Annotated in this window: 14 protein-coding genes and 1 pseudogene; all 15 read left to right on the forward strand. The window is 71.5% G+C overall.

What is annotated here, in order from left to right:
- Positions 1–5: 5 nt before the first annotated feature.
- Positions 6–1151 (forward strand): hypothetical protein, encoded by a 1146-nt coding sequence (locus tag GTW67_RS12805; protein ID WP_346010636.1) that lies wholly within the window; start codon positions 6–8, stop codon positions 1149–1151.
- The gene (locus GTW67_RS12810) at positions 1148–1891 is read left to right on the forward strand and encodes a DUF6182 family protein (protein WP_161164937.1); all 744 of its coding nucleotides are present in this window, start codon (positions 1148–1150) and stop codon (positions 1889–1891) included. Before GTW67_RS12805 ends, GTW67_RS12810 begins: the two co-directional genes overlap by 4 nt.
- Position 1892: 1 nt before the next feature.
- Positions 1893–2528, forward strand: coding sequence for a LysR substrate-binding domain-containing protein (locus GTW67_RS12815; protein ID WP_161164938.1), 636 nt, complete (start codon positions 1893–1895; stop codon positions 2526–2528).
- Entirely contained in the window at positions 2525–3316 is a 792-nt protein-coding gene (locus GTW67_RS12820; RefSeq protein ID WP_161164939.1) for an alpha/beta fold hydrolase, read from the forward strand. Before GTW67_RS12815 ends, GTW67_RS12820 begins: the two co-directional genes overlap by 4 nt.
- A gap of 2 nt (positions 3317–3318) precedes the next feature.
- The gene (locus GTW67_RS12825; RefSeq protein ID WP_161164940.1) at positions 3319–4173 is read left to right on the forward strand and encodes a methyltransferase domain-containing protein; all 855 of its coding nucleotides are present in this window, start codon (positions 3319–3321) and stop codon (positions 4171–4173) included.
- 198 nt (positions 4174–4371) lie between these two features.
- The gene (locus tag GTW67_RS12830; RefSeq protein WP_161164941.1) at positions 4372–5301 is read left to right on the forward strand and encodes a hypothetical protein; all 930 of its coding nucleotides are present in this window, start codon (positions 4372–4374) and stop codon (positions 5299–5301) included.
- 41 nt (positions 5302–5342) lie between these two features.
- A complete protein-coding gene (locus GTW67_RS12835; RefSeq protein WP_161164942.1) occupies positions 5343–6221 on the forward strand; it encodes a diiron oxygenase in 879 nt (292 codons plus the stop codon).
- Positions 6218–6466 (forward strand): acyl carrier protein, encoded by a 249-nt coding sequence (locus GTW67_RS12840; protein WP_161164943.1) that lies wholly within the window; start codon positions 6218–6220, stop codon positions 6464–6466. Before GTW67_RS12835 ends, GTW67_RS12840 begins: the two co-directional genes overlap by 4 nt.
- Complete coding sequence (locus GTW67_RS12845; protein ID WP_161164944.1) at positions 6463–7290, forward strand: class-II aminoacyl-tRNA synthetase family protein; 828 nt, start codon at positions 6463–6465, stop codon at positions 7288–7290. Before GTW67_RS12840 ends, GTW67_RS12845 begins: the two co-directional genes overlap by 4 nt.
- The gene (locus GTW67_RS12850; protein WP_161164945.1) at positions 7290–8273 is read left to right on the forward strand and encodes an NAD(P)H-dependent flavin oxidoreductase; all 984 of its coding nucleotides are present in this window, start codon (positions 7290–7292) and stop codon (positions 8271–8273) included. The genes GTW67_RS12845 and GTW67_RS12850 overlap by 1 nt, the downstream gene beginning before the upstream one ends.
- A 7-nt stretch (positions 8274–8280) precedes the next feature.
- Positions 8281–9147: an alpha/beta fold hydrolase gene (locus GTW67_RS12855; protein WP_161164946.1), complete on the forward strand. Its 867-nt coding sequence runs from the start codon at positions 8281–8283 to the stop codon at positions 9145–9147.
- Positions 9140–9391: a phosphopantetheine-binding protein gene (locus GTW67_RS12860; protein WP_161164947.1), complete on the forward strand. Its 252-nt coding sequence runs from the start codon at positions 9140–9142 to the stop codon at positions 9389–9391. Before GTW67_RS12855 ends, GTW67_RS12860 begins: the two co-directional genes overlap by 8 nt.
- Complete coding sequence (locus GTW67_RS12865; protein WP_161164948.1) at positions 9388–9975, forward strand: 4'-phosphopantetheinyl transferase superfamily protein; 588 nt, start codon at positions 9388–9390, stop codon at positions 9973–9975. Before GTW67_RS12860 ends, GTW67_RS12865 begins: the two co-directional genes overlap by 4 nt.
- A gap of 139 nt (positions 9976–10114) precedes the next feature.
- Complete coding sequence (locus tag GTW67_RS12870; RefSeq protein ID WP_161164949.1) at positions 10115–11566, forward strand: NsdA family TPR-like regulatory protein; 1452 nt, start codon at positions 10115–10117, stop codon at positions 11564–11566.
- 41 nt (positions 11567–11607) lie between these two features.
- Positions 11608–11960 (forward strand): annotated as a pseudogene (locus tag GTW67_RS12875) (hypothetical protein); the annotation flags it as partial.

Here is an 11960-nt window from a genome sequence, read left to right on the forward strand (position 1 = left end):
TAGGTGTGCGCATGACCGCAGCGGCCCCTCCCCGGACGGGGCGTCGCAAGGTGCTGCTCGCCCCCGTCACGGTGACCCCGGCCAAACCGCTCACGCCCAGTCACCTCAAAGGTCTGTTGTGGACGGACGTCATGTTCCGGGCCACCGCGCCGCTCGCGGACGTGACCTTCCGCTACAGCCCCACGACCTACCACCTCACCGAACAGACGCTGGGATTCTGGGAGTTCCTCGACCGCACGGAGCCGGACCTGCCCTACGCCGCGCTTTCCGAGGAGGAGATCGGCGAGTTGTACGTCCGGTTCCGGGCCTGCGCACCCCCACCGGCCGCCGCCTTGCGGCCCTACGCGCACCAGGTGGAGAACGAGGGCTGGGTGCACCCGGCCAGTGAACGCGTCCTCGGCCTGTGGCGCGGGCACTACGCCCGGCTCGGCATGCACGATCCCGGCCTGACGGCCCATCAACCGCCCGGGCTCGGCACGGAGGAGATGATCGAACGGCTCGTCGCCCTCGGCCTGGGGCTCGACCAGCGCTCCAGCGGCGGTCCCGTGTACCTCGACGCCACTCGGCACGGCCTGCCCCTGCGCCAGATCGTGACGGCGGACGGCCGCCCCAACTACCTTGCCTGCGCCCTGCGGGAACTGCTTCCGCTGGCACCCGCGCACGACGAGGTCGTCCTCCTGTACGACACCGAGCTCGACGCGGACTACCGGCTGCTGCACCGCGTGCTGACCCAGCTGGGGCCGCTGGTGCACCGCGTCCCGATCGGTCGCGTGCCCATCGACGGCACGATCAGATCGGCGCGGCACGGCGGCTGGCACGCCCACACGGCGGGCGCCCTGCTCCGGGCCGTCGGCACGGAGGCCGACGCGGACGTGCGCCGTCTCGGCGTACGGCTGTACTTCGTCGCCGTCCTCGGTCCCGGACAGGCGCAGTCCTTCCGCACCGAGCTGCTGCACAGGAGCCTGGACCGGGCGCGGCAGCTGCTGGGCCGGACGACCGAGCGCGGGCCCGGCACTCCGGCGCTCGTGGACGACCTGCGCCGGCACCGGCGCGACCACACCCATGTCGATCCCTACCGGCTCACCTCGTCCCTGCTGGCCCGGGCCCGCCGCACCATCGACCGCGACCTCCTCTCCACGGTGTACCTATGACCCTCTCCCCCGAGCTGCTGCTCACCGTCGCCGCCGAGCGCCTGCGGGCCGCCCGCCCCGACCTCCCGGCCTGCGCGACCCCGGTCACCCCGCACTCCCTGCTCGCGGCGAAGGAGCGGATCGAGGGCGACGCCGCCGTCGGCGGCACCGGCGGGGTGTCGACGGTCGTCGTCGTCCGCGACGTCCGACTCGCCTCCTGGGTACGGGAGACCTGCGCGTTCGTGCTGTCCCTCCCGCCGGAGCAGGCCGACGCCTGGCGCCGCTCCTTCACCCGGGCCCTCTACCTGGCCGGCCGCCCCGACAACCTGGGCGAGCGGTTCACCTTCGCGCACGTCGCCGCCGACGGCTCGGCCGCCTGGGCCGGTCCGCTGCCGGACGAGGCCACGACCGGCCTGCGCAGACTGCTCAAGACGTTCAGCGGACGAGGTCCGCTGACGGCCTGGCGGCCCGTCACCGTCGACGTGCCGCGCACGGCCCGTCATCGGGACCGCGGACCCGTCCACCGCGACCTGTATCTCGCCACGGAGGATCTCACCGTCTCCGACGCACTGGTCCAGCTCGGACACCTGCTGTCCGAGGCGGTCATCGACGGGACGATCGGTCCCGGCGACCGGCTGACCCTGCGTGCGGTACCACGCCTGACGGAACTGGCCGGCCCTTACGCGGCGCTGCGCGTCGACACCGACCGCCGCCACCCGAACGAACTCCGCGCATACGCCGGACTGACGCAGGAGAACTGACGTGCCCAAGGCCCCACCCCCCGCCGCCGTCCGCCCGCTCCGCATCGGAGTCCACGGCTCGCCCCACCAGGCCCGGCAGATCGTCGCCGCCGCCGGGTACGAGGACGAGCGGGTGAGTTACGTGCCCTACGACGTCCGGGAGCCGTTCCGGCTGCTGCGTGCCGGGCAACTGGACGTGATGCTCGTGAAGTTCGGGCTGCGCGAACCGGACATCGCCACCGGCAGTCCTGTCGTCCTCGACGGCAGAGCCGTCCTGGTCCGGACGGGCCATCCCCTGGCCGGCCACGAGTCCGTCTCCGTCGAGGACCTCACCGCCTACGACGCCTTCCGCTGCCCGGGGGACTTCCCCGCCTACGTCTGGGACCAGGTCGTGCCGCCCCGTACTCCGCGGGGAGCGCCGATCCGCCGGATCCATCCCATGGGCAGCGTCGCCGACATGGCGGCGATCCTCGGCGGATCGGACGCCGTGCACCTGTCGTTCCGGTCGCTGGAGGCGGTCGTGCCGCCCGGGATCAGGGTCGTCCCCGTGCCGGACCTCCCGCCGGCCCCGGTCTCCCTCGCCAGGCTGCGGGACACCCCGCCACCGCCGGAACTCGCCGCTTTCCTCGCCGCCGCCGAACGGAGCGCTGCCCGGTGAGCGCCACGGACGGGACGCCGATCGTCCTCCTGCACGCGCTGCCCCTGGACTCCTCGATGTGGCGGGCGCAGACCCGGGCCCTGGCCGCCCGCGGGCACACCGTCCTGGCACTCGACCAACGCGGCTTCGGCCAGGAGCCGCTGGGCTCCGCAGCGCCCTCCCTGGAGGTCGTCGCCGACGACCTGGCGGCCGCACTGGACCGGCGGGGCGTCGAGCACGTGGTACTCGCCGGCTGTTCCCTGGGCGGTTACACGGCGATGGCGTTCCTGCGCCGCCACCCCGGACGGGTCCGCGCCCTGGCACTGCTGTCCACCCGCGCCACGGCCGACAGCCCCGAGGCCGCCGCCCGGCGCAGGTCCTTCGCCGACGGGATACGGAACAGTGCCACGCGTGACCGGCTCGTCGAGGCCACCACGCCTGCCCTCCTCGGCGCCACCAGCCGGGACCGGCGCCCCGCGACGCTCGCCGAGGTCCTCGCGACCGCGGGGGCCGCCGACCCCGAAGCGGTCGCCTGGGCGCAGGAGGCCGTCGCCGCGCGGCCCGACTCGCTCGACGTCCTGCGGGCGGCCGACGTACCGGCGCTGGTCGTCGTGGGCGACGAGGACGAACTCGTCTCCGTCGCCGAGGGCCGGACGGCGGCGGACGCGCTGCCGCGCGGGAAGCTCGTCGTCCTGCCCGGCGTCGGCCACCTCCCGCCGCTCGAAGCCCCCGACGCGACCACGGACCTGCTCACCGCGCTGCACGACGCCGCCGCGGCCATGCCGCACACCGCGAGAGAAGGACGGTAGGGATGCTCACGACGGACCACAGCTCCTGGGGCTACACGGCCTCCACCGGACTCGGGTTCACCCACGAGGACATCGTCGACGCCCATTTCGAGGCCTGTGCCGGCCCGTACCGTGCGACGCTGGACGCGGCCGGCATCCGGGCCGGATGGCGTGTGCTCGACGCCGGGTGCGGCACCGGCGCCTTCCTGCCCTGGCTGGCGGACGCGGTCGGCCCCGAGGGACGGGTCTTCGCCCTGGACCTCGCCGAGGAGAACGCCGAACGCGCCGCCGCTCGCATGCGGGCCCACGACACGCCGTGGGAGCCGGATGTCCGGCAGGGCGACATCCTCCGGCTGCCCTACCCCGACGACTCGTTCGACGCCGTCTGGTGCGCCAACACCACGCAGTACCTGGGCGACGAGGAACTCGCTCGCGCCCTGGCCGAGTTCCGCCGCGTGGTGCGCCCGGGCGGGACCGTGGCGGTCAAGGACCTCGACGCCGCGCTGATCACCGTACGCCCGGGAGACCCCTTCCAGTTCACGGACTTCTTCCGCGAGGCCGCCGCAACGCCCGGGTACGCGAGGCAGTTGCTCCGCACCGGGGAGCTGTACCGGTGGCTGGCCGAGGCCGGGCTGACCGGGGTGCGCCAGCACACCGTGCTGATCGAGCACTTCGCGCCGATGTCCGAGGCGGTGCTGCGCTTCTACACGCGGGCGTGCGCCCGGGTGGCCGGCATGGCGGCGGCCGCGGGACCGGACGGGGCGTGGCGGGCGTTCCTCGACCCGGACGATCCGGCCCACCCCCTGCGCGACCCGCGGGGATACATCCGAGAGGGCAACACCGTGACGGTGGGCAGCGTACCGGTGCAGCCCTCGTGAGCGCCCCGGGCGGCCGGGCTCGCACGATCCATGACCGCCCATGTGAAATCCACAGGGGCCAGTGGATAACCGATCTGTCGTGCGGGATCGTCCGGTCGTTACTGTCAGGCTTGGCGCCGAGCCGTCGGCGCGGTCGTTCTGTTCGGGAGATTGACTGTGTCGCGTAAAGCCGCAACCGACAATGTCGCCTGGGAGAAAGTGGCGGACTCCATCGAGTTCGTGCCCGCCGAGTACTCCGACAGGAATCAGCCGGAATCCGTGGCGCAGGAAATGCTGCGCTGCGAGCCGGAAGAGATCGACCGGCTCGTCGACGCGGGGCTTCCGTTCGAGTCGCGATCCGGGGTGCGCTGTTTCGACGCCAACGATCTGTACAACCTCGGCATGTACTCGAACAGCGGGAGGACGCAGCCGGAGCTGACTTTCCGGCTGCTCTTCCGCTTCGCCCGCCGCCCGGTGGACGATCTCCTGCGCGCCAAGGAATGGGACTTCCGGGTCTCGCTGGAATGCACCGACTGCCCGGAAGAGGCCCCCTGGCGTCTGGAGGAGCCGAGCGTCCTCCGGTTCGGCGGGAGCGTCGCCGGTGTGACGAGGCCGTCGGTGAGCCGGGGTTCGGCGCAGTACGCGGCGACGGTGACGACGACCGGCGCCCGGACCCCGGTGGTCTCGCCCGTGCTGCGGCGGCTGACCGGCGAGTACCTGGACGCCGGCTACCGCTGGCAGATGATCCCCGTCCCCATGCAGGCGCACCCGGATCAGGTGCACGCCCTGGGCGCCACGAGCTGCATCGCGGCGAGTCTGCACCTGGCCGAGAGCTTTCGCGCGGCCGGGTACCGGGCCGAGGCGAAGCGCGGCTGGTTCTGCGGTGTGCTCGGTGGGGCGCTCGACCTGCCGCACGCGTGCGTCGAGGTCGAGGACGACGACGGCTCGGTCAAGACCGTCGACATCGCCAAGTCCCAGCTGGCCGCCCGGCTCTCGCCGGACACCGGGGCGTTTCAGGAACTGTGCCTGGGGTCGATCTACAACAAGGTCATTCCGTCCACGGCGTCCGGGAACGCACCCTTCGCCTATCACGACTGCGGTTCGCAGCTGCCGCTCCAGGTTCACACGGACATCCAGGCAGTGCGCTGAATACGGAAGCCCGCCTCACTCTACGGGGAAGATGAGAACACATGGCCGTACGAGACATTGAGCCGATATCGCTCGACCTGGACCGGCTCGAGCAGATGGCCGAATCCAGCTACTACAATCCGTACACGATTTTCGACTGGCCCGAGAAGATCGAGCCCGAGAAGCCGTGGATGAGTGAGAGTCTGACCACGCTGGCGGGCACGCCGATGTGGGACGAGCTCACCCGTGATCAGCAGTTGGAGCTGACCAAGTACGAAGCGATCAACTTCTTCAGCCTCAACATTCACGGCATCCGTGAATTGATGAGCGAAGTGGTGATGCGCATCCACGAGCGGGCCTATGCGGACGTCTCGGAGTTCCTGCACCACTTCATCGGCGAAGAGAACGAGCACATGTGGTTCTTCGCCCGGTTCTGCCTGCGGTACGGCGGCAAGCTGTACCCGGCGCAGCCGACGTTGAAGGCCGATTCCGTGTCGCACCTCTCGCCGGTGGCGCGTGAGGCGATCATCTTCGCGCGCATCCTGATCTTCGAGGAGATCGTCGACTACTTCAACGCGCACATGGCGACCGACGAGGACCTGCCGCACATCGCCCGCGAGATCAACCGCGTGCACCACCAGGACGAGAGCAGGCACGTCGCGTTCGGCCGGATGATCTTCACCGATCTGCTGGGCCAGGTGGCCAAGCGCGACCCGGCGGAGGTGCCGGCGGTCGCCGCGTACCTGGAGAGCTACCTCCAGTACAGCATCGGCACCCTCTACAACCCCGCCGCCTACCGCGACGCGGGCATCCCGGACGGGCTGGCGCTGCGGCGGCGCGCGCTGGAGCACCCCGCCCGGCTGCTGGCGCACGATCAGATCCTGAAGCGCACCCGGAAGTTCCTGACCAAGGCGGGCGCCGGGAAGGAACTGATCGTATGACGGCCGACCCGATGCAGGACGTCCAGGCCTTCATCCTGGAGCGCAACCCGGCGATCGGCTCGCTGACCCCCCAGCTGGATCTGATCGACAGCCGGGCCATCAACTCCCTGGCCTTCGTCGACTTCATCTTCCTGCTGGAGGAGCTGACCGGCGAGCTGATCGATCCGGAAGACCTGGACCTGGACGACTTCCGCACCCTCGACGCGATCGAAGCCCGATTCTTCAAGCAGAAGGCAGCGCAATGACCACGACGACCGACAACGGCCTGGAAGTCCTCGACGGCGGCCAGCTGCGGTTGTTGCGGGCGATCGACACGGCGTTCCTGCGCCTGGCCCGCACCTGGGAGGCCCCGGAGTACCGGTTCCCGTTCCTGATCGGGAGCAAGGACCTCGACACCTTCGACTACTTCGACAACTTCCCCCATCTGGGACTGGCGGCCACCCGGCTGGACCCGAAGCGCCTCGGGGCCCTGCTGGCCGAGACGCCCCGGCCGTTGGACCGGATACCGGCCGAGGTGATGGAGCCGACCGGCTTCGCGCTGCCGTCGGCCGCGTGCTACGCGCTCTACCTCGATCTGGCCGGCTCCGAGGTGCCCGCGGACGGGACGCTGCGGACCACGGTCGGAACCTGCTTCCGCAACGAGGACCACTACGACGGTCTTCAGCGGCTCCTCGGCTTCTCCATGCGGGAGATCGTCTTCGTCGGACCCGAGGACGGGGCCAAGCAGCATCTGCTCCGCGCCAAGGACGCCGTGACGACCCTGTGCGCCGAACTCGGCCTCGACGTCCGTCTGGAGGTCGCCACCGATCCGTTCTTCGACAAGAACGGCGGCAAGGCCAAGATGCAGCGCCTGTTCCCGGTGAAGGAGGAGTTCGTCGTCGACGGGCTGGCGATCGGCTCGGTGAACTACCACCGGAACTTCTTCGGCGAACGGTGCTCCATCCGGACCGGCGACGACCTGGCGCACACCAGCTGCCTCGCCTTCGGCCTGGAGCGCTGGGTGCACACCCTGACGAAGCGGTTCGGCAGCGCCGAGGCCGCCGTGTCCGCGGTGGAGCGTCTGGGCTGATGCGGAACACGCTGGCCGGGGTGCTCGGCATCGAAGTGAGCCTGCTCCAGTCCGGCATGGGAGGTGTCGCGGGGCCGGAACTGGCGTGCGCGGTGTCCAACGCCGGCGCGGCGGGCTGCCTGGGCGGCTACAAACTGGTCGGCGACGGCCTGTCGGCCGCGCTTTCCCGGCTGATCGCGGGGACCGACCGGCCCGTCGGCGTGAACCTCATTCCCGAGGTGGTCGGGCCGCAGGAGCTGGACCGGCAGGTCACGCAGGTGCTCGACGAGACGCCCCCGCATGTGTACCTGTCCTTCTTCGGCATGCCGGACGACGCCGTGTTCGACCGAGTCAACGCGGCGGGACGGCGCCTCGTCGTCCAGGTCGGGACCGTGCCGGACGGTGTGCGGGCCGCCGGACACGGCTCCGTGGTGGTGGCGCAGGGTGTCGAGGCGGGCGGCCATCTCCTGGGCGAGGCGAGCCGGGACGCCCTGGTCAGCGCCTTGCGCGCGGAGCTGCCGGAGGCCTGCATCGTCGCCTCCGGCGGCATCGGATCACCGGCCAAGGCCGCCAGGGTCCTGTCCGCGGGCGCCGACGGCGTCATGCTCGGCACCGCCTTCGTCGTCGCGCACGAGTCGCGGGCCCACTCCTACTTCAAGGGAGCGGTCAGCACCGCCGACGAGACCGACACGGTGATCTCCGACGTCTACGAGATCGGGTGGCCGGGCAGGCGGCACCGCGTGCTGGAGACGTCCGCCACCCGCGATGCGAAACAGGCCAAGAAATTCATCGGCCGGACGGTGGTCGAGGGAAAGTCCTATCTGATACCGCGGTTCAGCGCCGCGGCGCCGACGGACGCGACCAGCGGCCGGATCGAGGAAATGGCGATGTACTGCGGGCTGTCCTGCGGCGCCATTTCCGGCGGACGGCCGGCGGCCGAGATCGTCGCCGACTTCGCTCGCATCCTTCGAGGTGTCGAGATCTTCGAAACAGGAACAGGATAGAGATTCCATGTCAATCGTCGAGAACATGTCCCGGCTGGATCTGTCGTACCGTGACGACGCGCCGCGAATTCGCACCAGGGAGGGCGTGGAGCTCTACTGCGAGTCCCGCGGTGAGGGCACCGTCATCACCCCGCTCCCCAATCTCGTCGCGACCGCGCCCATCTGGCGCGGGTTCACCGAGGAACTGGCCCAGCACCACCGCGTCCTGGTCTACGACCTGGCCAACCACGGGGCCTCCTCGCGGGTCGAGAAGGAGCCGACCTGGGAGGAGCACGCGGTCGATCTGATCGCGATGCTCGACGCGCTGGAGATCGAGTCGACCTATCTGATCGGCTCGTCCACCACCACGGTCTTCGCCCGGAACATGGCGCTGTGGCACCCGGACCGCGTCAGGGGCCTGGTGCTGTCGGGCCCGGTCTTCGGCCCCCAGGGCATGCGCCGCCAGAAGCAGTTGCAGCGGAACTGGCTGCGCACGCTGGAGAGCCACGGTCTCGCGGCCGTGTTCGACCACCTCTACCCCGAGATGTTCAGCACGGAGATGAACGAGGCGCTCGGCACCCCGGGCTTCCTGGGGCTGCGGGAGGCCTTCATGGCGGTCTCCGACCCGGAGGAGCTGGCCCAGAGCTTCCGCAGCGCCGCGAACGACACGCACAGCCCCGACCTGCCGCCGCGCATCGCCGCGCCCACGCTGGTCGTCGTGGGCGACGACGACATCCTGCTGAGCCCGACGGGCGCCCAGGAGCTGGCCGACCAGTTCCAGGACGGCACCTGCCGGATCATCCCGAAGGCCGGGCACCAGCCCTTCTTCGACGACGCCGGGGCCTTCCAGTCGATCATCCTCGAGTTCGTCAAGGACGTGGAGTCACGTGTCTGACGCAACGCCCGAGGTCCGGCAGCGCATCCGGGCGCTGCTCGTCGACCTGTTCGGCGACGACCGCTTCGCCGGCAACGTGTCGGACACCGAGTCCCTCCGCCAGGCGGGCATGTCCTCCACCGCGCTGGTCAGCCTGCTGGTGGCGATGGAGGACGCGTTCGGCTTCGAGTGGGACGAGGACGTCCGGCCCGAGGCGCTCCGCTCGATCGACTCGCTGGCCGGCCACGTCGTGTCGCTGCGTTGACCGAGGCGTACGGACCGGCGGGGCCGGAGGTCCCCGCCGGCGCAGCCGCGGCGGGCGTACGGGCCCGATGGCGGCCGGTGCACCGGCCGTTCGGGCCGCGTCAGCAGTTCACGGCGGGCCGCCGGGCGGCCTCGGCGGCGCTGGCGGCGGCCGGGGCGGCCGATCGGACCGTCCCCCGTGCGCCCGGCGGCCGGCCGCGCTTCCCGCCCGGCTTCGCCGGGTCCATCTCCCACACCGACCACCTGGCCGTCGCGGTGGTGGTCCCCGGCGCGGCGGCGGTCGGCGTGGACATCGAGAGCGCGGTCATCAGCCCTCGCGCGACCGCGTTCGTCCTGAGCGGGCTGGAGCGGCTGACACTGCTGCCGCCGGCCGGGAAATACACGCCGCGTGAGTTGTTCGCGGCCAAGGAAGCGGCCTTCAAAGCACTGTCCGGCATCGGCTCTCTGGGCGATTTCCTGTTCTGGCACATAGAACTGCGCCCGGCCGACGGCACTCTGACCGCTTCCTACCGCGGAGTTCCGGTGACGGTGTGGACCAACTCCGACGAGAACCTGTCGCTCGCCGTGGCCATTTCGCCCGGGTGAGTTCTCCACAACTCACGATCACAGGTGCAATCGTCACTATTTCCTGATCAAACAGATTGGTAGCCTCCCATTTGGCCGACGAAAGGGCCGACAGAAGGCTCGGGAAATGCGCGGCGATCGTGGGGGGCTGGTACGCGTCATGACGAAGCCTAAGGTGCCGAACAGGCTGTTGCGGGGACTGCTGGCCGAGGCGGGCTGGACCGAGGACTTCTTCGCCCGGCAGGTCAACGCGGTGGCCGCCGAGTCCGGTGTGGTGATGCGGCTGGACCGGCGGTCGGTGACGCACTGGCTGGCCGGCCGGCGCCCCCGTTCGCCGGTGCCCGAGCTGATCGCCGAGGCGATCTCGCGCGGGCTGCGCCGTCCGGTCGGCCTCGCCGACCTGGGGCTCGCCGGGCCGGCCACCGGTCCGGCCACCGGTCCGGCCGTCCGGGAGGAGCGGGAGCCGACACCTCGCTCCCGCGCCGCCGCCGACCGGACGCCGGACGCCGACGCCCCGCCCCTGGACGTCGGTTCGGTGCTGACCGGCCTGGCGCAGTCCGGCGAGAGCCGTCGCCGGATGCTGTCCGCCACCGCCTACCGCGTCGCCGCTCTCGACGTACCCGGGTGGGCGCAGGCCTCGGCCGGTCCGCCCGGGCTGCCGCCGTGGCCGGACCCGTCGTGCGCGCAGCGGCTGGAGCCGGGGCAGGTGGCCACGGCCGAGCAGATGGTACGGCTCTTCTCCGACCTCGACGACTCCTTCGGCGGCGGCCACGCCCGCGCGGAGCTGTCCTGCTACCTGGCCTTCGACATCGCTCCCCGGCTTCATGCCGCCGGGACTCCGGCGCTGCGGCGCAGGTTCTTCACGGCCGCCACGCAGCTCACCTATCTGGCCGCGTTCATGTGCTTCGACGACGGGGCCCACGGGCTGGGCCAGCAGTACTACCGGGCCGCTCTGAGGCTGGCCGGCGAGAACAACGACCCGGCCGCCTACGCCGTCACCCTGCGGGGGCTGTCGGTCCAGGCGCAGAGCCTGGGGCACCGTCAGCACGCCGTCGGTCTCGCCGAGTCCGCGGCGACGATCGGCAGGGCCGCCACCGGACCGTCCCGCCAGGCGTTCTTCCTGGGCCAGGTCGCGGTGGCCGCCGCCGCGGCGGGGAACCGGCACCACGCGCTGACCGCGCTCTCGGGCGCGGAACGGCTCCTGGACCGGGCCTGCTCCCGGACGGCGGACGGCGCCGGCGCCATGGGCCGGTACCACCCCGCGTCGCTGGCGAACCAGGAGGCGGCCGTGCGAGCGCTGCTCGGTGACCGCAAGGGAGCGATCGCCACGCTCACCGAAGCCGCCCGCCACCGGCCGCAGCGGGAGCGCCGCTCGCGCGCCCTCGGCCACGCCCGGCTTGCCGGGCTGCATCTGGATCAGGGCGATCTCGACCAGGCCGTCACCGTCTGGCACGCCTTCCTCGACGACTCGGCGTTCCTGACGTGCGGGCGCGCCACCACCGCGATGAACGCCCTGCGGTCCCGGCTTCATCCGCGGCGCACCCACCGCGCCGTCGAGCAGTTGCTGGTCCGCACCGCCACCGCCTGGACTCCGGAGACGGTGGCCTCGTAGGTGCCGACGACATCCAATCCAGCCATCCGAGGTGAATGATCATGAATCGAACGATGCGGGTGGAGCGCCTCTCCGTCAGCGGGGTCCGGCCGGGGGAGATCGTGGTGGCCACCGGAACCACGCATCCCGAGCGGGGAACGGTCCGCTCGCCCGCGGCTCCGCTGCTCGCCGCGGCGCTGGGACGCGGCGAACCCGATCCCGGCGGACGGCGGATCCGGCTCCATCCGATGGACGGGACGGCGGAGGCCTCCGGCACCGGCGACGGGGTGCTCGTGATGGCCTCCTACCTGGAGCTGGACGGCCGGGCCGTCGGCCTGGGCGCGGCCGCGCACGCGGCTGACCGGGCGGCCGTGGACCTCTGCGCGGAGCTCGTCGCGCAGTGGGCCGGGCTGCT

Origin of the sequence: Streptomyces sp. SID5910, assembly GCF_009862125.1 — a bacterium.
GTDB lineage: Bacteria > Actinomycetota > Actinomycetes > Streptomycetales > Streptomycetaceae > Streptomyces.

What these genes read in the sequence shown, in the direction of transcription:
- GTW67_RS12870 (WP_161164949.1), top strand. Translation starts at nt 10,115, where the DNA reads ATGACGAAGCCTAAGGTGCCGAACAGGCTGTTGCGGGGACTGCTGGCC.
- GTW67_RS12840 (WP_161164943.1), top strand. Translation starts at nt 6,218, where the DNA reads ATGACGGCCGACCCGATGCAGGACGTCCAGGCCTTCATCCTGGAGCGC.
- GTW67_RS12825 (WP_161164940.1), top strand. Translation starts at nt 3,319, where the DNA reads ATGCTCACGACGGACCACAGCTCCTGGGGCTACACGGCCTCCACCGGA.
- GTW67_RS12835 (WP_161164942.1), top strand. Translation starts at nt 5,343, where the DNA reads ATGGCCGTACGAGACATTGAGCCGATATCGCTCGACCTGGACCGGCTC.
- GTW67_RS12855 (WP_161164946.1), top strand. Translation starts at nt 8,281, where the DNA reads ATGTCAATCGTCGAGAACATGTCCCGGCTGGATCTGTCGTACCGTGAC.
- GTW67_RS12810 (WP_161164937.1), top strand. Translation starts at nt 1,148, where the DNA reads ATGACCCTCTCCCCCGAGCTGCTGCTCACCGTCGCCGCCGAGCGCCTG.
- GTW67_RS12850 (WP_161164945.1), top strand. Translation starts at nt 7,290, where the DNA reads ATGCGGAACACGCTGGCCGGGGTGCTCGGCATCGAAGTGAGCCTGCTC.
- GTW67_RS12845 (WP_161164944.1), top strand. Translation starts at nt 6,463, where the DNA reads ATGACCACGACGACCGACAACGGCCTGGAAGTCCTCGACGGCGGCCAG.